At 71.8% G+C, this 25,742-nt stretch carries 20 protein-coding genes and 2 rRNA genes; 5 read left to right on the forward strand and 17 right to left on the reverse strand.

Features of this window, described 5'->3' with window-relative positions:
• The first annotated feature begins 169 nt into the window (after window positions 1-169).
• The 4 genes from QQK22_RS07850 to QQK22_RS07865 all read left to right on the forward strand — a co-directional run bounded on the left by QQK22_RS07850 (window position 170) and on the right by QQK22_RS07865 (window position 6,068).
• A complete protein-coding gene (locus QQK22_RS07850; protein ID WP_348525636.1) occupies window positions 170-601 on the forward strand; it encodes an S-layer homology domain-containing protein in 432 nt (143 codons plus the stop codon).
• 242 nt (window positions 602-843) lie between these two features.
• The gene (locus QQK22_RS07855) at window positions 844-1,809 is read left to right on the forward strand and encodes a S8/S53 family peptidase (protein ID WP_284250430.1); all 966 of its coding nucleotides are present in this window, start codon (window positions 844-846) and stop codon (window positions 1,807-1,809) included.
• Window positions 1,710-4,883 (forward strand): S8 family serine peptidase, encoded by a 3,174-nt coding sequence (locus tag QQK22_RS07860; protein WP_284250431.1) that lies wholly within the window; start codon window positions 1,710-1,712, stop codon window positions 4,881-4,883. Before QQK22_RS07855 ends, QQK22_RS07860 begins: the two co-directional genes overlap by 100 nt.
• A gap of 189 nt (window positions 4,884-5,072) precedes the next feature.
• Window positions 5,073-6,068 (forward strand): COX15/CtaA family protein, encoded by a 996-nt coding sequence (locus tag QQK22_RS07865; protein WP_284250432.1) that lies wholly within the window; start codon window positions 5,073-5,075, stop codon window positions 6,066-6,068.
• Here QQK22_RS07865 and QQK22_RS07870 read toward each other — a convergent pair.
• The 15 genes from QQK22_RS07870 to QQK22_RS07935 are packed head-to-tail and all read right to left on the reverse strand — an operon-like array spanning window position 6,042 to window position 20,376.
• Complete coding sequence (locus QQK22_RS07870) at window positions 6,042-6,731, reverse strand: NUDIX domain-containing protein (protein WP_284250433.1); 690 nt, start codon at window positions 6,729-6,731, stop codon at window positions 6,042-6,044. The two genes, QQK22_RS07865 and QQK22_RS07870, sit on opposite strands and share 27 nt — an antisense overlap.
• Entirely contained in the window at window positions 6,728-8,428 is a 1,701-nt protein-coding gene (gene pyrG, locus QQK22_RS07875; RefSeq protein WP_284250434.1) for a CTP synthase, read from the reverse strand. Before pyrG ends, QQK22_RS07870 begins: the two co-directional genes overlap by 4 nt.
• A gap of 14 nt (window positions 8,429-8,442) precedes the next feature.
• Entirely contained in the window at window positions 8,443-9,603 is a 1,161-nt protein-coding gene (locus tag QQK22_RS07880; RefSeq protein ID WP_284250435.1) for a glycosyltransferase family 4 protein, read from the reverse strand.
• Window positions 9,604-9,634: 31 nt separating this feature from the next.
• Window positions 9,635-11,083 carry a lipid II flippase MurJ gene (locus QQK22_RS07885; RefSeq protein WP_284252625.1) on the reverse strand — a complete coding sequence of 483 codons (1,449 nt, stop codon included), beginning with the start codon at window positions 11,081-11,083 and terminating at the stop codon, window positions 9,635-9,637.
• On the reverse strand, window positions 10,996-11,316 hold the full coding sequence (locus QQK22_RS07890) for a hypothetical protein (protein ID WP_284252831.1): 321 nt from the start codon (window positions 11,314-11,316) through the stop codon (window positions 10,996-10,998). The genes QQK22_RS07885 and QQK22_RS07890 overlap by 88 nt, the downstream gene beginning before the upstream one ends.
• On the reverse strand, window positions 11,303-12,205 hold the full coding sequence (locus tag QQK22_RS07895) for a hypothetical protein (protein WP_284250436.1): 903 nt from the start codon (window positions 12,203-12,205) through the stop codon (window positions 11,303-11,305). The genes QQK22_RS07890 and QQK22_RS07895 overlap by 14 nt, the downstream gene beginning before the upstream one ends.
• Complete coding sequence (locus QQK22_RS07900; protein ID WP_284250437.1) at window positions 12,202-13,365, reverse strand: copper transporter; 1,164 nt, start codon at window positions 13,363-13,365, stop codon at window positions 12,202-12,204. The genes QQK22_RS07895 and QQK22_RS07900 overlap by 4 nt, the downstream gene beginning before the upstream one ends.
• A 3-nt stretch (window positions 13,366-13,368) precedes the next feature.
• A complete protein-coding gene (steA, locus tag QQK22_RS07905; protein WP_284250438.1) occupies window positions 13,369-14,556 on the reverse strand; it encodes a putative cytokinetic ring protein SteA in 1,188 nt (395 codons plus the stop codon).
• Window positions 14,557-14,564: 8 nt separating this feature from the next.
• Window positions 14,565-15,278, reverse strand: a complete 714-nt coding sequence (locus QQK22_RS18685) for a DNA repair protein RecN (RefSeq protein ID WP_348525537.1) — start codon at window positions 15,276-15,278, stop codon at window positions 14,565-14,567.
• Complete coding sequence (locus QQK22_RS18690) at window positions 15,275-16,291, reverse strand: AAA family ATPase (RefSeq protein WP_348525538.1); 1,017 nt, start codon at window positions 16,289-16,291, stop codon at window positions 15,275-15,277. The genes QQK22_RS18685 and QQK22_RS18690 overlap by 4 nt, the downstream gene beginning before the upstream one ends.
• The gene (locus QQK22_RS07915; protein WP_284250439.1) at window positions 16,288-17,175 is read right to left on the reverse strand and encodes an NAD kinase; all 888 of its coding nucleotides are present in this window, start codon (window positions 17,173-17,175) and stop codon (window positions 16,288-16,290) included. The genes QQK22_RS18690 and QQK22_RS07915 overlap by 4 nt, the downstream gene beginning before the upstream one ends.
• Window positions 17,160-18,020: a TlyA family RNA methyltransferase gene (locus tag QQK22_RS07920; RefSeq protein WP_284250440.1), complete on the reverse strand. Its 861-nt coding sequence runs from the start codon at window positions 18,018-18,020 to the stop codon at window positions 17,160-17,162. Before QQK22_RS07920 ends, QQK22_RS07915 begins: the two co-directional genes overlap by 16 nt.
• A gap of 2 nt (window positions 18,021-18,022) precedes the next feature.
• Window positions 18,023-18,280, reverse strand: a complete 258-nt coding sequence (locus QQK22_RS07925; protein WP_284250441.1) for a hypothetical protein — start codon at window positions 18,278-18,280, stop codon at window positions 18,023-18,025.
• Between the two features lie 33 nt (window positions 18,281-18,313).
• Window positions 18,314-19,363: an HAD-IIA family hydrolase gene (locus QQK22_RS07930; protein ID WP_284250442.1), complete on the reverse strand. Its 1,050-nt coding sequence runs from the start codon at window positions 19,361-19,363 to the stop codon at window positions 18,314-18,316.
• The gene (locus QQK22_RS07935) at window positions 19,360-20,376 is read right to left on the reverse strand and encodes a hypothetical protein (RefSeq protein WP_284250443.1); all 1,017 of its coding nucleotides are present in this window, start codon (window positions 20,374-20,376) and stop codon (window positions 19,360-19,362) included. The genes QQK22_RS07930 and QQK22_RS07935 overlap by 4 nt, the downstream gene beginning before the upstream one ends.
• On the opposite strand from QQK22_RS07935, the gene QQK22_RS07940 reads away from it, so the two are divergent.
• Window positions 20,335-21,504 carry a hypothetical protein gene (locus QQK22_RS07940; protein WP_284250444.1) on the forward strand — a complete coding sequence of 390 codons (1,170 nt, stop codon included), beginning with the start codon at window positions 20,335-20,337 and terminating at the stop codon, window positions 21,502-21,504. The two genes, QQK22_RS07935 and QQK22_RS07940, sit on opposite strands and share 42 nt — an antisense overlap.
• Window positions 21,505-22,173: 669 nt before the next feature.
• On the opposite strand, the gene rrf is transcribed toward QQK22_RS07940, so the two are convergent.
• Window positions 22,174-22,291: ribosomal RNA gene (rrf, locus tag QQK22_RS07945) — 5S ribosomal RNA — on the reverse strand.
• Window positions 22,292-22,411: 120 nt separating this feature from the next.
• Window positions 22,412-25,527, reverse strand: a 23S ribosomal RNA gene (locus tag QQK22_RS07950).
• Window positions 25,528-25,742 lie beyond the last annotated feature (215 nt).

A 25,742-nucleotide genomic window follows, 5' to 3' on the forward strand; every position in this document is an offset into this window, starting at 1 on the left:
GAACGTCAAGGCGCAGGTGCCCGGCGACATCGTCTTCACCGACGTGACGAAGGGCGACCTGTTCTACGACGACATCACCTGGCTCGCCGCCGAGGGCGTCTCGCGCGGTTGGGACAACGGCGACGGCACGTTCCGCTACGAGCCGCTGAGCCCGATCAACCGCGACGCGATGGCGGCGTTCCTCTACCGTCTCGCGGGCGAGCCCGACGTCGACCTCCCCGACTCCTCGCCCTTCAGCGACGTGCCGGAGAGCAACCAGTTCTACACGGAGATCGTGTGGGCCTCGCAGGCCGGGATCACGACCGGGTGGCCGGACGGTACCTTCCGCCCGCTCGAGCCGATCGCCCGCGACGCGATCGCGGCGTTCCTGTACCGGTACGCCGAGAACGAGGGCCTGGACCTGTCCGGCTTCCCGGAGCCGGCGGACTCGCCGTTCACGGACGTCGCGCCCGGTCAGCAGTTCTACCGCGAGATCAGCTGGCTCGCGTCGGTCGACATCGCACGCGGCTGGGACGACGGGTCGTTCCGCCCGCTCGAGTCGACCAAGCGTGACGCCATGGCAGCATTCCTGCACCGCCTGAGCACGGAGGTCCTGAGCTAGAACCTTCGACGGTGGGCATCCCGACCCACCACCTCGCACGACAGCGGGCGTCCGGCCGACCAGGCCGGGCGCCCGCTGTCGTCTTTCTCCCACCGTTCCCTCCCGAACAAATAGCCTCCCAATCAGTTCCGAAAAGAACGTCATCAGCAATCGTCCAGGAATTCTTTACTCCAGAATGATGGCCCCTTAATGTCGCTCTCACCTGACGTCATCAGGTCACCCGAGAACCCTGGAGCGAACGCGTGTCCTCTCCCCTCCCCCGCCCACGGTGGCGTTTCCCGACCGCCGCTGCGGCCGCCGCAGCGCTGCTGATCACCACGGCCGTCGGAGCGACGGCCGAGCCCGCCGCCCCGGACGATCTGTCCGACCCGACCACGCTCCCGGCCGCCGAGCCGCTCGGGACCGACAAGACCTCGGTCCCGTCGGTGCCGGACGAGAAGGTCCGGACCCTGGACGCGGGCGACGGACCGACCACCGTCTTCGTGAAGCTCACGACCCCGACCACGCGGGAGGTGCTGGCCCGGGCACAGATCGACGGTCTCAGCGCCCAGGGTCAGGACGAGGCCGCATCGGCGGCCGCCGCGGTCGAGCGGGACGTCGCCGACGTCGTCGGCGTCCTCCCCGCCGGGACCGAAGTCCTCTACACGACGACGAACACCGTGTCGGGGGTGGCCCTGACCGCTGACGCCGACGCACTCCGGGACCTCGCCGAGCGTGACGACGTCGTCTCGATCCGCCCGATCGTGCCGAAGGAGCCCCAGTCCCACGGTGGCTCGAACCTGCTGACCGGGACGTCCGCGGCATGGCAGGCTGCCGGTGGCCTGACGGGCGAGGGTCAGACGATCGCCGTCATCGACTCCGGCATCGACTTCACCCACGCGACCTTCACGAGCGACCCCGTCCCGGCCGAGTCCTACCCCGGGTCGCTGGGCGCCCCCGCCGAGGCCTACCTGACGGCGGCCCCGACCTGGCCCCAGGGCAAGGTGGTCGGGGGTACGACTTCGCCGGCCGTCTGCACGGCTCCACCCGGACGTCGCTCCCCGTCGACCCCGACCCCAACCCGATCGACGAGGCGGCTTCGCTGTGCACCGACGTCGACCCGACCATCGTGCGCAGCGGCGCGCACGGCACGCACGTCGCCGGCACGGCGGCCGGCTGGGGCGTCTCGGCCGACGGCGCGACGTTCCAGGGTGACTACGGCACCCTGACGGCCGAGGATCAGCTCGGTATGGCGATCGGCCCCGGCGCCGCGCCCGAGGCCGACCTGGTCGCCCTCAAGGTGTTCGGGTGCGCGGGCAGCACCTGGGTGGTCGGGGACGCCCTCGACTGGCTCGGCGACCCGACGAACGCTCTCGCCGAGCAGGTGACGGTGGTCAACCTGTCGCTGGGCGAGACGTTCGGCAACGCCGACGACCCGGAGAACGACCAGATCGACGCACTGGTGGCGGCGGGCAAGTCGTTCGTCATCTCCGCCGGCAACTCGGGTGACGTCACCGAGATCGCAGGTTCGCCCGGCAACGCGAACGCCTCGATCATGGTGGCCAACTCCGTCAGCGGCACGAGTGACTACGCCGGCATCTCCCTCACGGTCGACGGTGTCGAGGACACCGCACCCTCCCAGTACTCGATCGCCTACGAGTTCCCCGACGGCCCGGTCGGGCCCTCGGACGTGGTCGCCCTCACCCCTGGGTCGCTCGCCTACAACTCGGGCTGCGAGACGTACAGCGAGGAGGACGCCGAGCGCGTCGAGGGTGCGACCGTCGTCGTCGCCTGGAACGACGACGCCGCGCTGCCCTGCGGCTCAGCCGCACGCACGGCCAACGCCGCGGACGCGGGTGCGGCCGGTGTGCTGTTCTCCAACGTCGCCGACGGCTTCGCCACCGCCCTCACCGGCGCGGACACCATCCCGACCGCCCAGCTGTTCGCGTCGGACACGGCTGATCTGCTCGACTACGACGCCGCCAGCGGCGAGATCACGGTGCTCGCGCCCTTCAGCGTGACGTTCGACGACACCCTCGTGTTCCGCGGCGTGACGGTCCCGGAGAGCGTCGACACGCTCAACGCCAGCTCCTCGCGCGGCGGCCACAGCGTCCTGGGGACGAACAAGCCCGACGTCGCGGCGCCGGGGACCTCGATCGTCTCGGCGAACGTCGGCACGGGCAACGGCACCCTCAACTACACCGGCACCTCCATGGCGGCACCGCACGCCGCCGGGATCGTGGCCCTGACGCGTCAGGCCCATCCCGGGTGGACCGCGACCCAGGTCAAGGCGGGCGTGGTGAACACCGCCACCCACGACGTGACGCTCGGGGAGGACGTCTTCGGACCGCAGCGCGTGGGATCCGGTCGAGTCGACGCCCTCGCCGCCACCTCGACCTCAGTCATCGCCTACGACAAGGACAACCCGGCCGGCGTCTCGCTGGGTTTCGGTGTGATCGAGGTCGACGCACCCACGAGCGTCACCAGGACTCTCGAGGTGTTCAACAGCGGTGACGCCGCGGCGACGGTCGGTGTCGGCTACCGCCCGCAGACCGAGGTCGCCGGCGTCACCTACCGGCTGTCGTCGGAGAGCGTCACGGTCCCCGCCGGGGGTACCGCGACCGTCGAGGTGACGCTCGAGGTCGCCGACCCCGCCGCGGTGCGGCGGACGCTGGACCCGACCATGGACGAGATCGACCCCACCTTCGGCGACCACCGGGAGTTCGTCACCTCTCCCCAGGGGTGGATCGAGCTCACCGGTGCTCCGCAGGCCGACCTCCTGCGTGTCCCGGTGAACGCGGCCGTGAAGCCTGTGAGCACGACGACCGCGGGCCCGATCACCTTCGGGACCCCGCAGGCCACCAGCACCGCCTTCGGGCTCGCCGGCACCGGGCTGGACGGAAGCGGCTGGCTCTCGATCGTCGCGCCGTTCAACCTCCTGGCGCAGTCACCGCAGGTCGAACCGGCCGACGTCCGCAGCCGTCAGGCGGTCGACCTCAGGTCGATCGGGATCTCCGAGTACACGGTCAGCGGCGCCGACGGTCCCGAGCCGCAGCTCGCCATCGGGATCGAGACCTACGCGCCCTGGGTGACGCTCGGCGCGGACGTGTGGTTGCAGGTCGAGCTGGAGACCCCTCGCGGGACGTACACGCTCGTGGCCGAGAAGGCGTACGCCGCCAGCACCCAGACCTACGCCGACCAGACACTCGCCTTCCTCTACGACCCGGACGGCGAGGCCATCGACGCCAAGTGGGTCGACGCCCTCACCCCGGAGGTCGACCGCAACCTCTTCGACTCGAGCGCCGCGGCGCTCCCGGTGTCACTGCTCTCGCTCGGCTACACGTCGGAGGAGGTGGCGGCGGGTGTCGAGCTCGGGATCACGGTCCGGGGCATGGCGCGGGATCTTCCGGGGGACACCTACGACACGGTCAGCGACCTGTCGTACACGACGGGTGAGGGTCTGGTGTTCGGTGACGGAGGCGCGCCGGTGTTCGAGGGTCTGCCGGGGACGTCGATCGACGTCACCCGCCCGGCCCCCGCGCCCAGCACTCCCCGGGCTTCCAGCACCGAGGACCTCGGCCCGCTGGACCAGCGCGTGGAGACCACCCCCTCCGGGGAGAAGGTCCTCCTGCTCCACCTGCACAACCAGGCAGGCAAGCAGGGCCAGATCATCGACGTCGGCAACGTCGTGCCACAGGTCCCCGCCACCCAGACCTTCACCGACGTCCCGGAGAACAACCAGTTCTACGCCGACATCACCTGGCTCGCCCAGCAGGGCATCACCACCGGATGGGACACCCCCACCGGCAAGGAGTTCCGCCCCCAGGCACCCATCGCCCGCGACGCCATGGCCGTCTTCCTCTACCGCCTGGCCAAACCCCAGAACTACACCCCACCCACCACCTCACCCTTCATCGACGTCCCCACCGACAACCGCTACTACACCGAGATCGCCTGGGCGTACGACGCCAAGATCACCACCGGATGGGACACCCCCGCCGGCAAGGAGTACCGCCCCCTGGCGAACATCAACCGCGACGCCATCGCCGCCTTCGTCTACCGCTACGCCCAGCAGGCCGGCGTCGACGTGGACAGCTACACCACACCCTCCACCGCCGAGTTCACGGACGTCACCACGACCACGCAGTACTTCCGTGAGATCAGCTGGCTCGAGGACAACGGCATCACCACGGGTTGGCTGAACTCGGACGGTTCGACCTACCGGTTCGAGCCGCTCAGCCCCGTCCAGCGCGACGCCATGGCCGCCTTCCTCTACCGCCTGAACACCAACGTGCTGTCCTAGGACGCACACGCTCCACCCAGCACCACCGCTGCGGGCGCCCGAACCACCGGGCGCCCGCAGCGCTGTGTCGGCGGCCACGCTCGCGCGGCTGGGAGCCGCGCGGCACCGCGGATACGCTGGGACGGTGTCCGCCGTCGCCAGCCCCGCCCCTCCCGGACGCCTCGCGTCACGGCTCGAATGACCCCGCGCGTGACGTTCGTCGTCGCGGTCGCCAACCTCGTGGCGCAGTCCGTGATCATCCTCACCGGCGGCGTCGTGCGACTGACGGCCTCCGGGCTCGGGTGCTCCACCTGGCCCGAGTGTGAACCGGGCGAGTTCACCCCCGTGTTCCACGAGGCGACGACGCTGCACCCCTTCATCGAGTTCGGCAACCGCACCCTGACCGGGGTGCTCGTCGTGATCGCGCTCGCGCTCGCCGTCCTCATCCTCTTCTCCCCCGCGACCCGCGCACGCACCGTGCGCTTCCGCATCCTCGGGCTGGTCCCGCTCGTCGGCGTGCTGGTCCAGGCGCTGATCGGGGGTATCACGGTCCTGGTGGACCTCCACCCGGCAGTCGTCGGCGGCCACTTCCTCATCTCGGCCGCCCTCGTCTGGGGATCGGCCGTGCTGGTGGCCCGACTTCGCGAGGGTGACGGTGCGCGCCGGCCCCGGCTCCTCGCGAGCGGCTGGCGGGCCGCCGTCCTGCGCGCCGTGCCCGCCGGGTTCGGCCTGCTCACCGCCGTCGTGGTCGTGCTCGGCGTGATCACGACCGGCGCCGGCCCGCACTCGGGCGACTCCGAGGTCGGCTACCGGTTCCCGGTCGACCCGGCGCTGATGGCCCGGCTGCACGCCGTCTCGGTGTGGGTCTTCGTCCTGGCCCTCGCCGGGGTGCTCGTGGTCCTGCACCACCGCGGGGTGCGGGCGGCCGAGACCACCAGCGACGCCGACGACGCCGACGCCCGAACCACCCTCGCCCGGGTCCGCCGCACCTGGTGGATCCTCGCCGTCGTGACGCTCGCGCAGGGCGGAATCGGCTACACCCAGTACTTCACCGGGCTCCCGATCGGGCTCGTGGCGATCCACCTCATCGGCTCGGCCGGGCTCGTCACCGCCGTCACCTTCGCGGTGCTCTCCCTGCGGACCCGCGGCGCCGCCGAGGACGCCGACACACCGTGGGCCTCAGGCAGGGATCACGTCCGGGCGTAGGAGGGACGCGGCCGTCACCGGCCGCAGAGCGGCGAAGCCCGACCGCTGCGCCCGCTCGGCCGCGAGCAGACCGACGACGGCGCTCACGCTGTGCACCGCGCCCGCCAGCACGGCGTCGACGGCGTCGGCCAGCGGCACCCAGCGCAGCTCGATCTCGGCCTCCTCGCCCTCGCGGACGAAGTCCCCGGCGGGCGCCGCCGACAGGTCGCGCGCCAGGAACACGCGCACCACCTCGGTGGTCATCCCGGCCGAGCTGGCCTGGTCCACCAGCACGTCCCAGCGCGCCGCACGCAGATCGATCTCCTCGGCGAGCTCGCGCTGCGCGGCCAGCAGGAGGGACTCCTCCGGCCCGGCGTCCAGCAGCCCGGCGGGGATCTCCCACAGGTGGGCGGCGACCGGGACGCGGTACTGCCGGATCATGGCCACGCGGCCCTCGTCGTCGAGGGCGACGACGGCGACCGCCCCGGGGTGCGTGACGAACTCCCGCGTCACCACCCCGGCCTCGTCCAGGTCGACCCGCCGGCGCTCGACGTCGAAGATCGCGCCGTCCAGAACGGTCTCGCTCGCGACGACGGGCCGCTCGCGCCGCTCGTCCGCGATGACGGACGAGGCGCCGCTCGTGAGGCTCCCGTCAGCGGCGCCCGCCGCCGTCGGACCGCTCACCGGACCTGCTCGACCTCGAGCAGACGCGTGTCGCGCTGCCGCGCGAGTGCGGCGTCGACCAGTCCGCTGAAGAGCTCGTGCGCCCGCGTGGGGCGCGACTTGAACTCGGGGTGCGCCTGCGTGGCGATGTAGTAGGGGTGCACGTCGGCCGGGAGCTCGACGAACTCCACGAGCGAGGAGTCCGGCGAGGTCCCGCTGATCCGCAGCCCCGCCTCCTCCAGACGCTCGCGGTAGGCGTTGTTCACCTCGTAGCGGTGGCGGTGGCGCTCGGTGACCCGCTCGGCGCCGTACGTCGCGGCGGCGACCGACCCCGGGGTCAGCACGGCCTCGTAGGAGCCCAGCCGCATGGTGCCGCCGAGGTCGCCGTCGCCGCCCACGATCGCGAGCTGCTCGGCCATCGTCGCGACGACCGGGTCGGGCGTGGCCGGGTCGAACTCCGAGGAGGACGCCTCGGGCAGGCCCAGCTCGGTGCGCGCGTACTCGATCACCATGCACTGCAGGCCCAGGCAGATCCCGAGCGTGGGCACGAGGTTGCGGCGCGCGTAGGTCAGCGCGCCGAGCTTGCCCTCGATCCCGCGCACGCCGAACCCGCCGGGAACCAGCACGGCGTCAACGCCCTCGAGGGCCCTGCGCGCGCCCTCCGGCGTCTCGCACTGGTCGGACTCGACCCAGCGGATCGTCACCCGGGCGTCGTTGGCGAAACCACCGGCGCGCATCGCCTCGGTGACGGACAGGTAGGCGTCGGGCAGGCCGACGTACTTGCCGACGAGCGCGATCTCGACCTCGTCGCGCGGGTGGTGCACGGCGTCGAGCACCGACCCCCAGGTGGTCCAGTCGACGTCGCGGAACGGCAGGCCGAGGCGGCGCACCACGTAGGCGTCCAGGCCCTCGGAGTGGATGACCTTGGGGATGTCGTAGATGCTCGGCGCGTCGGCGCAGTTGACCACGGCCTCGTCGTCGACGTCGCACATCGCCGCGATCTTCGTCTTGATGCCCTCGGGCAGCGGCCGGTCGGAGCGGCACACGATCGCGTCCGGCTGGATGCCGATGCTGCGCAGGGCGGCCACGGAGTGCTGCGTCGGCTTGGTCTTGAGCTCCTTGCTCGGGCCGATGTAGGGCACGAGGGAGACGTGGAGGAAGAAGACGTTGGCGCGGCCGACGTCCTGGCGCACCTGGCGCGCGGCCTCGAGGAACGGCTGGCTCTCGATGTCGCCGACCGTGCCCCCGATCTCGGTGATGATCACGTCGGGCGCGTCGTCGTCGTGCGCCCGCGCCCGCATGCGCGTCTTGATCTCGTCGGTGATGTGCGGGATGACCTGCACGGTGTCGCCGAGGTACTCGCCGCGTCGCTCCTTGGCGATGACCGTGGAGTAGACCTGGCCGGTGGTGACGTTGGAGCCCTGGTCGAGCTCGACGTCGAGGAAGCGCTCGTAGTGACCGATGTCGAGATCGGTCTCGGCGCCGTCCTCCGTGACGAAGACCTCACCGTGCTGGAACGGGTTCATCGTCCCCGGGTCCACGTTCAGGTAGGGGTCGAGCTTCTGCATCGTGACGCGCATCCCGCGCGCCCGCAGGAGCTGGCCGAGGCTCGAGGCCGTCAGGCCCTTCCCGAGGGAGGAGACCACCCCACCCGTGACGAAGACGTGCTTCGTGACGCTCGAGGGGCTGCTGGCAAGGTTCCGTCTGGAGTGTTCCACCACGGAATTCCACCCTACCGCTTCGCCGGGGCCAGCGACGCGTAGCGCTCGCGCCACGCCGAGACGACGTCGGCCGACGTCGGCAGCTGCGCGAACCGCTCGCGCGCTCGCGCGGCGAGGTCGGCCCGCCGCTCGGGGTGCGTCACCAGGTGGGTCACGGCGGCCGCGATCGCCGGCGCGTGGCCGACCGGCACGAGGGAACCGCACCCGGTCACGAGCTCCGGGAGGCCGCCGACGTCGGTCGCCACCACGGGCAGACCCGCCGCGAGGGCCTCCTGGACCACCAGGGCGCGCGCCTCCCACCGGCTCGGCACCACCAGGACGTCGGCCGCGGCCATCCAGGCCGGGACGTCCTCGCGCGCCCCCACGAGGTGGAACGGCAGGCCCTCCGCGGCGCGCTCGAGCTCCGCGCGCAGGGGTGCGTCGCCGTCGCCGACGACGAACCAGCGCACCGCCGTCGCGGCACCCTCGCGCTGCACGAGCCGCGCGGCCTCGACGAGCACGCCGAGGTCCTTCTGCGGCGCGATGCGCGAGACCGTGAGGATCCACACCTCGCCGTCGTCGCTCGCGGGCTCCGTCGCGGGGTCGGTCGCGGGGTCGGCACCGCTCTCGCCCCGCTCGCGCAGCGCACGGCGCACGACGGCGCGCGCCGCCGCACGATCGCCGTCGAACCTCCCCGCGGCGGGCGCGGCGACGGGAGCGAGCTCGCTGCGGCGGGCCCCGAGCGCGGCCGCGCGGTCCACGAGGTCCTGCGACGCGCCCGTGACGAGCGCCGCGCGACGCGCCTGCCACCGCTCGGCCAGGGCGCCGGGACCGCGCCGCGCGAGGATCGCGTTGTGCCAGGAGACGACGACGGGGACCCCGGTGCCGGCGGCGGCCAGCAGCGCCGTCAGGCCGGCCTGGTGCCCGTGGGCGTGGACGACGTCGCTGGCGCGCACCACGCGGCGCAGGCGGGCGAGCCCGCGGGCGTAGGCCTGCGGCGAGGAGCGCACGGGCCAGGCCCGCGTGTCGACGCCGCCGCTGCCCGCGTCGCCCAGGTCGAACCTGCCCGCGGTCGCGGCGGGCACGACGACCCGCACGGCGTCGCCGGCGGCGCGCAGGCCCGCGGACAGGTCCGCCACGTGCACGCCGATGCCGCCGGCCGCGTGGCCGACGACCTGGAGGATCCTGGTCATGGTTGCTCCTGCTCGGCTCGCTCGGTCGTGGTCAACGGGTGGGGGCGGTTCCGCCGCGCGCGTGCCGCAGCCGCGCGAGCGCCTGGCGGTCCCCGAGCGCCGCGACGCCGAGGGCGATCGCGCCGGCCACGAGGCCTCCCGCGGCCCCGAGGCCGAGCGCCGCGCCGAGGCCGGAGCCGCCCTGCGCCGTCGGGCCGAGACCGGCGAGCCAGCCTCCGGCGAGCGCACCGGCCGCGGCGCCCACGAGCGAGACGAGCGCGGTCCGGCCGACACCCGCGACGGCGTCCGCACCGAGCGCGTGCCGCACGCCCGCCAGCAGGGCGAGCGACCCGGCGAGCGTCCCTACGCTGGTCGCCGCGCCGAGGACCGCGAGGGTCGTGACCGAGTCGCCGCCGTCCGGCGCCGTGCCCACCAGGAGCAGCGCTCCCGCGACGGCGCTCAGCGCCACCGTGAGCCAGCCCGCGCTGATCGCGACCAGCGCGGTGCGGTTGTGCTCGACCGCGTAGAGCACGCGCGAGAGGTGGAAGACCAGGGCGAGCCCGACGACGCCGGCGGCGCCGCCGACGATCGCGGCCGCCATGCCCTCGACCCCGGAGCTGCCGCGGGCGTAGACGCCGAACACCTGCTCCACGCGCCCGGCGGCGGCCACCAGCGCGGCCGCCCCCGCCGCGGCGACGACGACGATCACGCGTGTGGACAGCGCGCTCTCGCGCGCGAGCGCCTCGCGGCGGCCCGCGGCCGCGTGCTCGGCCAGCCGGGGGAACATCGCGGTCGCGACCGGGACGGCGAGCACGGCGTAGGGCAGCAGGACGACGGCCTGGGCGTACTGGTGGACGTTGAGCGTGCCGTCCGTGGACCCGAAGGTGTTGGCCACGCGGACGGCGACGACGACGCTGACCTGCTGCGCGAGCAGGCCGCCCATCCCGGCCAGGGCGAGCGATCGCGCCCGCGCCGCCACGCCATCGGGGAAGCGGAGCGTGGGACGCAGCCGCACCCCGAGCCGCGCGACGGGGAGCAGCAGCGGGAGGCTGAGGACGACGACGCCGGCGGTCGTGCCCCAACCCAGCGCGGCGACGGCGGCCGTGGTCAGCTCGGCCGCGGTCGGGTCCGACGGCGCCCACAGCCCCACGAGGCCGTAGGACAGCATGACGACGAGGCTGGACAGCAGCGGCGCGAGCGCCGGCCACACGAAGCGGCGGTGCGCCTGCAGCACGCCCGAGAGGACCACCCCGACGCCGTAGAGCGGGATCTGGACGGTGAAGATGCGCAGGAGCGTCGTGGCGAGCTCCACCTGGTCGTCCGGCGCGGACGGACCCGAGAGCGCCCGCACCGCCAGGGGTGCGGCCAGGAAGGTGGCGACCGCGACCGGGACCAGGACGAGCACCGCCCACGTCAGCAGCGCCGAGGCCGTGCGGTCGACGTCGCGGCGCAGGTGCTTCGCGAGCGGTCCGGCCAGCAGCGGGACGACGGCGCCGGCCAGCGCTCCCCGGCCGCGACCTCGAACAGCACGTTGGGCACGGTGTTGGCGGTCGAGTACGCGGTGCCGACCTCGTTGGGTCCCACCCACGCGTTCAGCGCGAACCAGCGCGCGAACCCGACCAGGCGCGCCAGCAGGGTCAGCACGGTCAGCACCGCCGCCGCGCCGGCCACCCCGGCGGTCAGGCGCGCGAGACGCCCGCGCGCGGCGGTGCGCTCGCCGTCAGCGGGCGTCACGGCTCCCGGCCGGAGCGACGGCGTCGGCGGCCACGGCGTGCGGGTCGGCAGGCGCATCGGCGGGCAGCCGCCCGAAGGCGTCGATACGCGCGAGCACCGGCTGCCGGTCGATCACGCGGGAGAAGCTGACGCGCTCGCTGGCGAGCGTCCCGGCCACCACGACGGCGAGCGCGGCCGACCGCACCACCGGCCCGCGCGAGGCGAGCGCCACCCCGAGCGCCGCACCCAGCGCGTTGGCGCCGGTGTCGCCGAGCATCGTCGTCTCCGCGAGGTCGGACGGGGCGGCCGCGACGGCTGCTCCGACGGCGGCCGCGGCCACCCCGGCGCCCGGTCCACCGACCGCGACGAGCGGGCCGCCGAGGAGCGCGGTGGCCTTGAGCGCGCGACCCGGGCGCAGGTCGAGCAGGTTCAGGAGGTTCGCCGTGCCGGCGACCAGGGCACCGCTGGTCACGGCGTCCAGCGCCGTGCCGAGGGCGGCCGTCCCGCGACGGTCGCGGCGGTCGGTCGCCAGGACTGCCCCGGCCACGAGGCTGGCGGCCGTGATACCGACCAGCTTGACGGCACCCGTCGTCACGGTGCCGCGCGCGAGCGCACCCAGGTGCCCGCGCAGGCCCTTGGTCCCGCGGTCGTCCGGGCGCTCTGTCAGGTCGTCCAGGGCCCCGAGACCACCCGCGGCGGCGACGGCGACGCCGCCCGCCAGGGCGGGTGCACCACCGGTGGCGACCGTACCGGCGAGGGCACCGGTCGCCGTCGCGAGACCTCCCGCGAGGCTCACGCTGCGGCCCCGGAAGTTGGTGCGACGCCAGGAGTCGCGCTCGCTGCGCCGCGCCTGGGCGGCCGCACCGACGGTCCAGGCCGCGGCGTGCACACCGGACAGGAGCGAGTTCACCGGCCGTCCCCGCCCGCGCCGACGCCCGCGAGTCCGTCGAGCAGGCTGCTGGCGTCCTCCGGTGCGGTCGACGCGTCCGTGGCGCCGGTCGGCGTCCCGTCCTCCGCCCCGGAGCCCTCGGTGTCGTCGGTCCCGTCGGTCGCCCCCTCGTCGTCACCGGAACCCGACGTCGGATCCGGGGCCGGCTCGAGCGCGGGAGGGCCGCTCAGCTCCTGCCGGGCCGGAAGCGGGTCCTGGGCCCCGATCCCGAAGCCGTACGGGGCGGGCTCCTCGTCGGCCGCGACCGCCGCGAGCACCAGCGGCACAGTCACCTGGCCGGCCACCGTGTCCAGCCCGTCGACGGTCGCGACGCTCCGCTCGCCGCGGACGCGGATGAGGGTGTCGGTGTCGATCGCGGCGTATCCGGCGACCACCGTCGGGCTCTGCTCGGCCAGCGCGGCGAGGGTGAGCGCCCAGGTCACATTCGTCGGCTCGAGCGCGGGGTCCGCGGTGGCACCCGACTCGGGGGCGACCTGCGGCGTCGTGAGGACGATGACGAGATCGGCCGGCGCGGCCTGCCCCTCGACCCGGACGAGGGCGTCGGCGTCACTCGACGGCTCGGTCAGCGCGGTGAGCACCGCCTGGGCGTCGGCCGACGGCTGGCGCGGGTCGCCCGCGCTCGCCCCGGTCAGGGCGAGCGCGAGCGCGCTGCCGAGAACGACGTCGCTCGTGTCCGCCGCGGTCGCGCCGGGGACGTCCGCCCGGACGGCAGCCGCGACCTCGTCGCGCACGTCCTCGGCCTCGGGGTCCGCCCAGTCGGCGGTGAGCTCGACCCGAGCCGTGATCTCCGCGCCGGACTCCTCCAGCCGCTGCGACACGGCGGAGGTGACGTCGTCGGTCACGCCGGGGAAGGTCGCGACGGCGACGCGGTAGCCCGGGAGCACGCCGTCGAGCAGCGCGGGCGCCGCGCTCTCGATGAAGGCGGTCGTGTCCGCCATCGAGGCACGGTTCTCGTCGATCTCCGCGCGCAGCGCGCCCATCTCCTCGCGCAGCCCCTCGACCTGGCCGGTGAGCTGGTCGGAGATCGTGCCGCGCAGCGGACCCGCGCCGAGCACGATGCCGACGGCGAGCGCGAGGAAGACCGAGATGAGCGAGACGAGGTGGTAGCGGAAGTCGATCACGCCTCACCCTCCAAAGAATCGACGGATGGTGGTGGAGATGTCGTCCCACCGGGCCAGGAGCAGCTCGAGCGCCGCCTGACCGGCGGGGGTCACGGCGAGGGCGACGGCGAGCGCGGCGAGGCCGGCGAGGATCAGCACCACGAGCTGCCAGGTGGAGATCGTGGAGCGGTACAGGCGGGAGACGCCCTTGGCGTCGACGAGCTTGCTGCCCACGCGCAGGCGCGTGAGGAAGGTACTGGCCATGCCCGAGCGACCCTTGTCGAGGAACTCCACGAGGGTCGCGTGCGTCCCGACGGCGACGATCAGCTTGGCGCCCATGTCGTCCGCCAGGAGCATGGCGACGTCCTCGCTCGTCCCGGTCGCGGGGAAGACGACGTGGGTGGCACCCAGCTCGGCGACGCGCGCCGCACCCGGGGCGCGCCCGTCGCGGTAGGCGTGCACGACGACCTCGGCGCCACTGGTGAGGGCGGAGTCGGAGACGGAGTCCATGTCGCCCACGATGAGGTCCGGCTTCCAGCCGGCCTCGATGATGGCGTCGGCGCCGCCGTCGACCCCGATGAGGACCGGACGGCTCTCGCGGATGAAGGACCGCAGCATCGCGAGGTCCTCCTTGTAGTGGTAGCCGCGCACCACGATGAGGACGGCGCGGCCCTCGATCTTCGTCTCGACGCGCGGCACCCCGATGCCGTCCAGGAGCAGATCGCGCTCCTTGAGCATGTAGTCCATGGTGTTCTGCGCGAACGCCTCGAGCTGGTCCGAGAGGCCCTCGCGCGCCTTCGCCTGGTCGGCCTCGATCGTGGCCGCGTCCTGGAGCACGCCGGTGGCCACCACCGTGGTCCCGGAGCGGACCTCGCCGTCGTGGACGGTGAGCCGCGCGCCCTCCTTGAGGGCCATGACGTCCTGGCCGAGCCCGTCCACGAGGGGGATCCCGGCGTCGAGCAGGATCTGCGGACCGACGTTCGGGTAGCGCCCCGAGGTGGAGCGCGCGGCGTTCAGCACGGCGGCCGGTGCGCAGGCCACGAGCGCCTCGGCCGAGACCCGGTCCATGTCGAGGTGGTCGATGACCGCGACGTCGCCCGCCTTCAGCCGCTTGGTCAGCGCCTTGGTGCGGGGATCCACGCGCGCGGGACCGCTGATCGTCCCGTCCGGGTCGTCGGCGACCGCGGCGCGGCGGAGGGGTCTGAGTCTCATGGCGGGGCCTATCGTCCCACGTCGGACCTCTCCAGGAGGTCCGCGGCGTGCCGCAGCGCCGTGGTGGTCGTCTCACCCGAGAGCATCCGCGCGAGCTCCGCCGTGCGGTCCTGGCCGGCGACGGCGCGCACGCTCGTCACGGTGCCGTCCGCGGCACCCGTGTCCTTCTCGAGCACGATGTGGTGGTCGGCGTAGGCGGCGACCTGGGCGAGGTGCGTGACGACGACGACCTGGGCGGTCCGCGCCAGCTCGGCCAGGCGCTGCCCGACCTGGCTGGCCGTGCGGCCACCGATCCCGGCGTCGACCTCGTCGAAGACGAACGTCGTGGGGGTCGCCTCGCCGGCGTCGGCCAGCGCGACCTCCAGCGCGAGCATGACGCGCGAGATCTCACCGCCGGACGCGCCCTGCCCGAGCGGACGCGCCGGCGCCCCGGGGTGCGGCGCCAGGACGATCGCGACGTCGTCGGCGCCCGAGGCGCCCAGCGGGACCGGGTCGAGGGTGACCTCCACCTGCGCCGAGGCCATCGCGAGCCCGGCGAGCTCGGCGGTCACGGCGGAGGCGAGCCGGTCCCCCGCGGCCCGGCGCGCACTCGTGATCCCCGCCGCGATCGCGGTGCACGTCGCCTCCAGCTCGGACACCCTCTCGCGCAGCGAGTCGGCGTCCTGACCGGGACCGGTCAGCTCCTCGAGCCGGGTGCGGGCGTGCTGCGCCCAGAGGATCACCGCGTCGGTGCTGCCGGCCGGGGGTCGTCCGGTCCGCGTTCCGCCCACGGGATCCCGTAGGTGCGACCGAGGGTGGCCAGGACGGCGCGACGCGCGTGCACGACGTCGAGCCGGCCGGGGTCGGTCTCGAGACCCGCGACGTAGCCGCCGATCTCGGCGCTGAGGTCGGCGCCGGTGCGGGCCGCCTCGGAGATCTGCTCCGCGAGCGTCGCGAGCGTGGTGTCGTGCTCCGACGCGCGCACGAGGGCGCGTGCGGCGGCCTCCAGAAGGTCGACGGCGCCCGCGTCGTCCGCGCCGCGGCCGGACAGGGCGGTCATCGCCTCCGCGGCGCCGGCGCGCAACGTCTCGCCGTTGTCGAGCCGGTCGACCTCCTCGCGCAGGGCGAGGTCCTCGCCCGGCTGGGGCTCGGCGTCGTCGATCTCGGCCAGGGCCGTGGTCAGGGTGGTGACCTCGAGGGCACGGGTGCGGCTCGTGGCGGTGAACTCCGCGAGCGCCTCCTGCGCGCGGCGGAGCGCGGCGTGCGCGGTGCGCATGCGCTCGAGCTCGGCGGCGTGGTCCGGTCCGGCGAACGCGTCGACGACGTCGCGCTGCGTCGAGCGGCTGCGCAGGTGGAACTGGTCGGCCTGGCCGTGCACGGTGACGAGCTGCTCGCCGATCTGACCGAGCACCGCCTGCGGCACGCTCGACCCGCCGACGTGCGCGCGCGAGCGGCCCTGCGCCACGACGGTGCGCGCGAGGATGAGCGCGTCGTCGTCGAGGTCGGCCCCGGCGTCCTCGGCGCGCTCGACGGCCGCTGCCGGCACGCCGGTGAAGCGGCCCTCGACGAACGCCCGCTCGGCCCCGACGCGCACGCGCGAGGCGTCGGCGCGCCCGCCGAGCAGGAGGTCGAGCGCGCTCAGCAGCATCGTCTTGCCCGCACCGGTCTCGCCCGTGATGGCCGTGAAGCCGGGCGACGGCGTCAGGGTCGCCTCGGCGATGACGCCGAGGTCGCGGATGCGGAGCTCCTCGATCACTGCTGGCCCCTCCCCCGCCACCCGGCGACCGGGAGGTCGAACCGCCGCACCAGCCGCTCGGAGAACGGGCCGGGGCTGAGCCGGGCGATCGCGACCGGGACGGCGCCTCGCCTCGCCTCGACGCGGCTGCCCGGCGGCAGGTCGAGCGTGCGGCGACCGTCGCACCACATGGTGGCGGGCGTGGCCGTGCGGGTGAGGAGCTCGACCTCGAGCACGCTGGCCGGTCCCACCACGAGGGGGCGGGCGAACAGGGCGTGGGCGCTGAGCGGCACGAGCAGCATCGCGTCGACGTCGGGCCACACGACGGGGCCTCCGGCCGAGAAGGCGTAGGCCGTCGACCCCGTGGGGGTGGCGAGCACGACGCCGTCGCACCCGAAGGTCTCCAGGGCGCGGCCGTCGACACCGATGGCGAGCTCGATCATCCGCTCGGGCCGGTTCTTGCCGACGGTGGCCTCGTTCATGGCCCAGGTCTCGTGCACCCGGCCGTCGGGGGTGTACGCGCGGACGTCGATGGTCATGCGGCGCTCGACGGTGTAGTCGCGCCGCGCGATCTGGTCCACGAGGTCGGTGATCTCGGCGACGTCGGACTCCGCCAGGAAGCCCATGTGGCCGAGGTTGATGCCCACGACCGGCACGTCCGTGCCGCGCACGAGCTCGACGGCCCGCAGGATCGTGCCGTCACCGCCGAGCACGACGACGACCTCCACCTCGCGCAACCAGGACGGCTGGGGCGGCAGCACGGCGTCGAACGGGGCGATCTCCTCGGCGGCGCGCACGGTCATGCCGTGCGCGTGCAGCTGCTGCTCCAGCTCGGTGCGCGCCTGACGCGCGCGGTCGTGCGAGTGCGAGACGACCAGGACTTCGCGATTCACCACGTCCCCCATTCTGCGGGCACGAGGCGCCCGGCGACGGCACCCTGGGCGACCCGGGCGTGCTCCCGCGCGGTGGCGGCGTCGACCTCGGCACCTGGCGACGGCGTCGCCCCGGGTGCGACGCGCTCCAACCAGGCCACGTACTCCTGGTTCCCGTGCATCCCCTGCAGGGCGCTCGGCAGGACGGCGCGGGCGCGCAGCCCGCTCGCCGCGGCGGCGTCCAGGGCGCCGACGACGGCGCGCGTGCGCTGCCGGGGATCCGTCACGACTCCCCCGGAGCCGAGCCGCTCGCGGCCGACCTCGAACTGCGGCTTCACGAGCACGACGGCGTGCGCACCCGGCGCGAGGCACGCGGCCAGCGGGTCGAGCACGAGGCGCAGCGAGATGAAGGAGAGGTCGGCCACGAGGAGGTCGGCGACTCCCCCGATCTGCTCGGGGGTGAGGGTGCGGACGTTGGTGTGCTCGAGGACGGTGACGCGGGCGTCGGACCTGATGCGGGGGTCGAGCTGGCCGCTGCCGACGTCGACGGCGACGACGTGGTCCGCGCCGCGCCGCAGCACGACGTCCGTGAACCCGCCCGTGGAGGCACCGGCGTCGAGCACACGGACGCCCGCCACGGGCGGACCGGCGAGGCCGGCCCCGGCCAGCGCGTCGAGCGCGCCCGCGAGCTTGTGCGCGGCGCGGGAGACGTAGTCGTCGCCCGGGGCGACGGCGAGCACGTGCTGCTCGAGGACGGCGACGGCGGGGCGCGTGAGGACCCGGCCGTCCAGCGTCACGTCGCCGGCGGCGATGAGTCGCTGGGCCTGCGTGCGGGAGGTCGCGAGTCCGCGCTCCACGAGGGCGACGTCGGCACGCATCCCTAGCCGGCCGACTCGTCGAGGCGGTCGGCCAGGGCCCGGTGCAGGTCCTCGAAGAGGACGACGTGCTCGCGGATGGTCATGGCCGCCAGCGCCTCGGCGTCGGGCAGCTCCGGGAGCGGCGGGTCGGGCGCCGCCCGATCCGGCCCGGGGCGCGGACCCGGGCGTGGTCCGGGGCGCGATCCGGGCGGGGAGGGGACCGGCCCGGCGCTCGTCGCCGGGGCCGCGTCCGTCCCGGCATCCTCCGGCGTGCTGTCCATGCCTGCTCTCCTCCTCCGGCGCGGGCGCGCCTCCTAGACCACGACCGCCAGGGGGCGCGGTGCGAGCGCGAGCCCGGTCCCGCCGTCGGCAGCCTCCCACGCGGCGCAGCAGGCCGCACGCAGCTCGTCGAGCGTGATCTCGGTGAGGCTCGCGAGGGCCTGGGCGACGTCGTCACGCACCACGTGGAGATCGGTCCCGGACACGCGCACGACGGCGTCGCGGCAGCGCCAGCCGCCGAGGTGGTCGCCGGTGGGGACGACCTCGGGGTGCGGCTCGAGCACGCCGCGCAGGTCGAGCGCGAGCATGTCGGGGCGCTCGTGCGGCTGTGCGGCGAACAGGTCGTAGGCCTGGTGCACGCCGGTCAGGACCTGGAGGCCGGGCATTCCCGCGGCGCGCGCGCCCGCGAGGTCGGTGTCGAGGCGGTCGCCGACGACGACGGGGCGGGTGGCGCCGACGAGCGCGGCCGCCTCGTGGAAGATGCCTGCCTCGGGCTTGCCTGACGACGTCGGGCGCACCCCCGTCGCGTTGACGACGGCGGCCACGAGCGAGCCGTTGCCGACGGCCATGCCGCGCTCGGTCGGGAGGGTCGCGTCGAGGTTGGTGGCGACGTAGCGCGCGCCCTGCCCGATCGCGTAGGCCGCCTCGGTCAGCTGCGCCCACCCGACCTCGGGGCCGTAGCCCTGCGCGACGGCGTCGGGCTTCTCGTGCGCGTCGGTCACCACGCGGTAGCCCTGGGCCTCCATGGCCTGGCGCAGGCCGGGGCCGCCGACGCACAGGACGGTGGACCCGGCCGGGAGGTCACGCGCCAGGGTCGTGGCCGCGGCGAGCGAGGAGGTCATGACGTGCGCGGGGTCGGTGGGGATCCCGAGGTCGGTGAGCTGGTCGGCCACCACCTGCGGCGGCCGGCCCGCGTTGTTCGTGACGTAGACCGGCTGCGCCCCCGCCGCCGCGGCGGCAGCGATCGAGTCGGCCGCGTGCTCGACGGCGGCGGCCCCGCGGTACACCACCCCGTCGAGGTCGAGGAGGAGCGCGTCGTGCGCCTGGGCGAGCGGGGTCGCGGAGGCGCGGAGGTAGGTGCTCAAAAGAGGCGCTCCTCGTCGTCGTCGTCGTCCTCGGGCTCGGGCTCGGGCTCGGGCTCGGGCTCGGGCTCGGGCTCGGGCTCGGGCTCGGGCTCGGGCTCGGGCTCGGGCTCGGGCTCGGGCTCGGGCTCGGGCTCGGGAGCCAGCGTCACATCTGCGGTGACCTCGACCTCGGGCTGGTCATCCACGGTGGGCTGCTCGACGACCTCGGGGCCGTCCCCAGCCACGTCGGCCGACTCAACCTCACCGTCGTCGATGACAGGCACCACGACGGCCTCGGTCTCGGGCTCGGGCTCGGCGGTCTGGATCTCATCGACGAGGTCCATCACGTCGTCATCGTCGAACGCCTCGCCCTGGCTCACGACCGCGGCGGGTGCGTCGACGTCGTTCGGGTATGTCTTCGCCCCGTCCACCCTTGACGCCTCGACGTCGGTGGCGGCCTCTCGCTCCGGATCGACCGTTGCGGTGGACTCGTTCTCGGGGTCCTCGTCGAGGTCGAACACGACGATGTCCTCCTCGTCGTCGCCGACCCCGGCGGAGACGCTCGACTCGAGCGCCGCAGCTTCGTCCTCGCGTCCGAGCGCGCGGAGAACCGGAATCCGGGCCTGGAGCACCCGGTCGGCGAGCTCCGCCTCGCCCTGCGGGACGGTCAGCTCCTCGAGCAGCAGGAGCGCGACCTCGGTCTCCCCCATGTCGAGGCGAGCACCGGCCTCGACGAGGGTGAGCTCGACGCGTTCGGCCGGCTCGACCTCGCCGGCCTCGCGGATGACGGCGATCGCGCGCTCGGGACGGCCGAGTCCTCGCTCCGCGTCCGCCTCGAGGGCACGGTGCGCGTCCACGCCGCTCAGACGGCGTGCTGCGCGTACCTCACGGAGGGCGTCGGCGTAGCGACCCGTGGCGTAGGAGGTGAGCGCGAGGGCCTCGCGGACGATGTCGATCCGGGCTGCGCGGCGCAGCGCCGCGAGGGCGTGCTCGTGCGCGAGCTCGGGCTCGACGTCGAGGAGACGACCCGCCATCACCAGGTGACGCCCGACGACGCCGGCGTTCTCCTTCGTCAGGCCCCGGAGGCTGCGGCGGGTCTCGCGGTCCAGCATCGAGAACTCGATCTCGTCGGGCAGGTACGGGTCCTCGACCCGCTCCGCACGACGCTCCTGCCCCGGGCGCAACGACCGCTCACCCTGCGGCGCGAACGAGCCGCGGCGATCGCCACGTCCGCTGTCATCCCGGTCCCGGCCGCCCTGGTACCCACCGGTACGGGGACCACGCTCGTCGCGGTCGCGGTTGCCCTGGTACCCACCGGTACGGGGGCCACGCTCATCACGGCCACCCTGGTAGCCGCCGGTACGGGGGCCACGCTCATCACGGCCGCCCTGGTAGCCGCCGGTACGGGGACCGCGCTCATCGCGGTCGCGGTTGCCCTGGTACCCACCGGTACGGGGGCCACGCTCATCACGGCCACCCTGGTAGCCGCCGGTACGGGGGCCACGCTCATCACGGCCGCCCTGGTAGCCGCCGGTACGGGGACCGCGCTCATCGCGGTCGCGGTTGCCCTGGTACCCACCGGTACGGGGGCCACGCTCATCACGGCCACCCTGGTAGCCGCCGGTACGGAGGCCACGCTCATCACGGCCACCCTGGTAGCCGCCGGTACGGAGGCCACGCTCATCACGGCCGCCCTGGTAGCCGCCGGTACGGGGACCGCGCTCATCGCGGTCGCGGTTGCCCTGGTACCCACCGGTACGGGGGCCACGCTCATCACGGCCGCCCTGGTAGCCGCCGGTACGGGGACCGCGCTCATCGCGGTCGCGGTTGCCCTGGTACCCACCGGTACGGGGGCCACGCTCATCACGGCCACCCTGGTAGCCGCCGGTACGGGGGCCACGCTCATCACGGCCACCCTGGTAGCCGCCGGTACGGGGGCCACGCTCATCACGGCCACCCTGGTAGCCGCCGGTACGGGGGCCACGCTCATCACGGCCGCCCTGGTAGCCGCCGGTACGGGGACCACGCTCATCACGACCGCCCCGCTCACTCGCGTCGCGGCCGCTGCGCCCGGAGGCTGCGCCCGGCGCGCGCCCGCGCGTGGGCCCTCCCGAGCGCGGCCGGCTCGACCTGCCATCACGGGCATCCCAGGAACCTTCTGATCCCGGTCGACCCTTGTTCTGATCGGCGCGGCGATCCGCGCGAGACTCGTCGGCCATCAGTGGTGCTCCTGTCTGCGGTGGCGGTTCGGCTCACACACGCGTTGGTTGTACTCCCGCTGCACGACCAACAGGACCACCCAACGATACTCGCCGCTACCAGGCGGGGAGCCTCCCCGCAGTTGTGCCGCCGTGAGGGTCACCACTGACAACCTCACCAGACGTCCGGAACAACAAGCACGATCTGCTCGAACAGGTGAAGGTGAATCACCCCGTTGAGTCGCGCTGTCCCGACCCGTCCGCGAACGTGGACCCGTCCGTCGGGACAGCACAGGAACCAGCCCTCGAACCACGACGGTCAAGGGAACCCCCTCTCCGAGATAGCGCGTCCGCACGCAGGGAGCCGACGACGCCGTCGACCGTCCTTCACCCTCACGAGCAGAAACTCCTGACCGGCCGGTGTCACGACTCCGGCTGCACCAGACGGTCGATGCGCCCCGAACGGACAGTCGCCCGGCGGGTCCGCAACAGTTCGGGGAGGGTCCGCGATCCTCTCGCGGTGGGTCAGTAATCCTCTCGCGAAGGGTCGGGGATCTACTCGCCTGCGCCTGGGTGTGGGTGTGCGAAAGGCCCCGCACCCGGGTGGGTGTGGGGCCTTTCGGCTTAATGGGTGTTCGGCGGTGTCCTACTCTCCCACCCCGTCTCCAGGGCAGTACCATCGGCGCTGAGGGGCTTAGCTTCCGGGTTCGGAATGGTGCCGGGCGTTTCCCGCCTCGCTATGGCCGCCGTAACTCTATGGAACTGTCAACATACGCCTCGCCCCGGGCCCTTGCGGGTGGGGTGGTGGTGTGTTGGTGGTTCGGGAACCGCACAGTGGACGCGTCGCAACATGTATTGAGTTTTTGTTGTTGTGGTGAAGTGGTCGGCTTATTAGTACCGGTCAGCTCCACGGGTCTTTAGTCCCCGCTTCCACTTCCGGCCTATCACCCAGTGGTCTACTGGGAGCCTCTCCACCCTCAAAGGGGTGATGGAAACCTCATCTTGAAGCAGGCTTCCCGCTTAGATGCTTTCAGCGGTTATCCCTTCCCAACGTAGCTAACCAGCAGTGCTCCTGGCGGAACAACTGGCACACCAGAGGTTAGTCCGTCCCGGTCCTCTCGTACTAAGGACAGCCCTTCTCAAGTTTCCTGCGCGCGCAGCGGATAGGGACCGAACTGTCTCACGACGTTCTAAACCCAGCTCGCGTGCCGCTTTAATGGGCGAACAGCCCAACCCTTGGGACCGACTCCAGCCCCAGGATGCGACGAGCCGACATCGAGGTGCCAAACCATGCCGTCGATATGGACTCTTGGGCAAGATCAGCCTGTTATCCCCGGGGTACCTTTTATCCGATGAGCGACGGCGCTTCCACAAGCCACCGCCGGATCACTAGTCCCGACTTTCGTCCCTGTTCGACCTGTCAGTCTCACAGTCAAGCTCCCTTGTGCACTTACACTCGACACCTGATTGCCAACCAGGCTGAGGGAACCTTTGGGCGCCTCCGTTACATTTTGGGAGGCAACCGCCCCAGTTAAACTACCCACCAGGCACTGTCCCTGGTCCGGATCACGGACCGAAGTTAGATGTCCAAAGCGACCAGAGTGGTATTTCAAGGACGACTCCACCCCTACTGGCGTAAAGGTTTCACAGTCTCCCACCTATCCTACACAAGCCGCTCCGAACACCAATACCAAGCTATAGTAAAGGTCCCGGGGTCTTTCCGTCCTGCTGCGCGTAACGAGCATCTTTACTCGTAGTGCAATTTCGCCGAGTTCGCGGTTGAGACAGCGGAGAAGTCGTTACGCCATTCGTGCAGGTCGGAACTTACCCGACAAGGAATTTCGCTACCTTAGGATGGTTATAGTTACCACCGCCGTTTACTGGGGCTTAAATTCTCAGCTTCGACCCGAGGGTCTAACCGGTCCTCTTAACCTTCCAGCACCGGGCAGGCGTCAGTCCGTATACATCGTCTTGCGACTTCGCACGGACCTGTGTTTTTAGTAAACAGTCGCTTCTCCCTGGTCTCTGCGGCCCTTGCACGCTCACCCACGCAAGGCGGGGTCACGCTCCGGGCCCCCTTCTCCCGAAGTTACGGGGGCATTTTGCCGAGTTCCTTAACCACGATTGTCTCGATCGCCTTAGTATTCTCTACCTGACCACCTGAGTCGGTTTGGGGTACGGGCGGCTAGTCCCTCGCGTCGAGGCTTTTCTTGGCACCATAGGATCACCATATTCCCGCGTTCGCGGTCACCATCACCTCTCGGAACGCTTGCACGACGGATTTGCCTATCGTGCGTCCTACAGGCTTGGAAGGAGTCAACCATCGCTCCAACTGGCTACCTTCATGCGTCACCCCTGTTAACACGCTTACCTACTACCGGTTCAGGTCCCGCGCGCCCCACCCCGGTGCGACCCGAAGGTCACGGTGGGATGGTTTGGGCGGTTAGTATCACCGGGCTCGGTATGGGCGGTACTTCGCCGGTACGGGAATATCAACCCGTTGTCCATCGACTACGCCTGTCGGCCTCGCCTTAGGTCCCGACTTACCCAGGGCGGATTAACCTGGCCCTGGAACCCTTGGTCATTCGGCGGACGGGTTTCTCACCCGTCTTTCGCTACTCATGCCTGCATTCTCACTCGTGTAGGCTCCACCACTGGATCACTCCGCAGCTTCACTGCCCACACGACGCTCCCCTACCCATCCACACGACTGAACCACGAAGGCTTATCTCATGTGTGAATGCCACAGCTTCGGCGGTGTGCTTGAGCCCCGCTACATTGTCGGCGCGGAATCACTTGACCAGTGAGCTATTACGCACTCTTTCAAGGGTGGCTGCTTCTAAGCCAACCTCCTGGTTGTCTGGGCAACTCCACATCCTTTCCCACTTAGCACACGCTTAGGGGCCTTAGCTGGTGATCTGGGCTGTTTCCCTCTCGACTATGAAGCTTATCCCCCACAGTCTCACTGCTGCGCTCTGGCTTACCGGCATTCGGAGTTTGGCTGACGTCAGTAACCTGGTAGGGCCCATCGGCCATCCAGTAGCTCTACCTCCGGCAAGGAACACGCAACGCTGCACCTATATGCATTTCGGGGAGAACCAGCTATCACGAAGTTTGATTGGCCTTTCACCCCTACCCACAGGTCATCCCCCAGGTTTTCAACCCTGGTGGGTTCGGTCCTCCACACGCTCTTACACGCGCTTCAACCTGCCCATGGGTAGATCACTTCGCTTCGGGTCTAGAGCACGCGACTGTAACGCCCTATTCGGACTCGCTTTCGCTACGGCTTCCCCACACGGGTTAACCTCGCCACGTACCACTAACTCGCAGGCTCATTCTTCAAAAGGCACGCCGTCACCCCAACCAAGGAGGCTCCGACGGATTGTAAGCAAACGGTTTCAGGTACTATTTCACTCCCCTCCCGGGGTACTTTTCACCTTTCCCTCACGGTACTTGTCCGCTATCGGTCATCAGGTAGTATTTAGGCTTAGCAAGTGGTCTTGCCAGATTCACACGGGATTTCACGGGCCCCGTGCTACTCGGGAGATTCGAACAGGAGACCATGCCATTTCGTCTACGGGGGTCGCACCCTGTATCCCCACCCGTTCAAGAGTGTTCGACTATGACACGATTTTCTTACTCCATCGCACTTGCGGCAGCAGTGCCAGTCGATTCCCACAACCCCGCATACGCAACCCCTGCCGGGTATCACACGCACACGGTTTAGCCTGATCCGCTTTCGCTCGCCACTACTCACGGAATATCTCTTCCTGCCGGTACTGAGATGTTTCACTTCCCGGCGTTCCCTCCACACACCCTATATATTCAGGTGCAGGTCACACGACATGACTCGTGCGGGGTTTCCCCATTCGGACATCCTCGGATCACAGCTCGTTTGCCAACTCCCCGAGGCTTATCGCAGGCCACAACGTCCTTCTTCGGCTCCTGATGCCAAGGCATCCACCGTTTGCTCTTAAACACTTGACCACAAAAGATCAAAGATGCTCGCGTCCACTGTGCAGTTCTCAAACAACCAACCCCACCCACCCCCACACGCCCACCCAAGAGGTGAACACGCGAAGGAAGAGGCAACCAGAGGAACAACCACCACCACCCACCCCCGGCCAGGAGCGCCGAAGCTCTCCCAGCACCAGGACGGGCAACCAGCGTGTTGCCTCAGGACCCAACAGTGTGCCCCCCGA

This window comes from Litorihabitans aurantiacus (assembly GCF_030161595.1).
In the GTDB taxonomy this organism is placed as follows: Bacteria; Actinomycetota; Actinomycetes; order Actinomycetales; family Beutenbergiaceae; genus Litorihabitans; species Litorihabitans aurantiacus.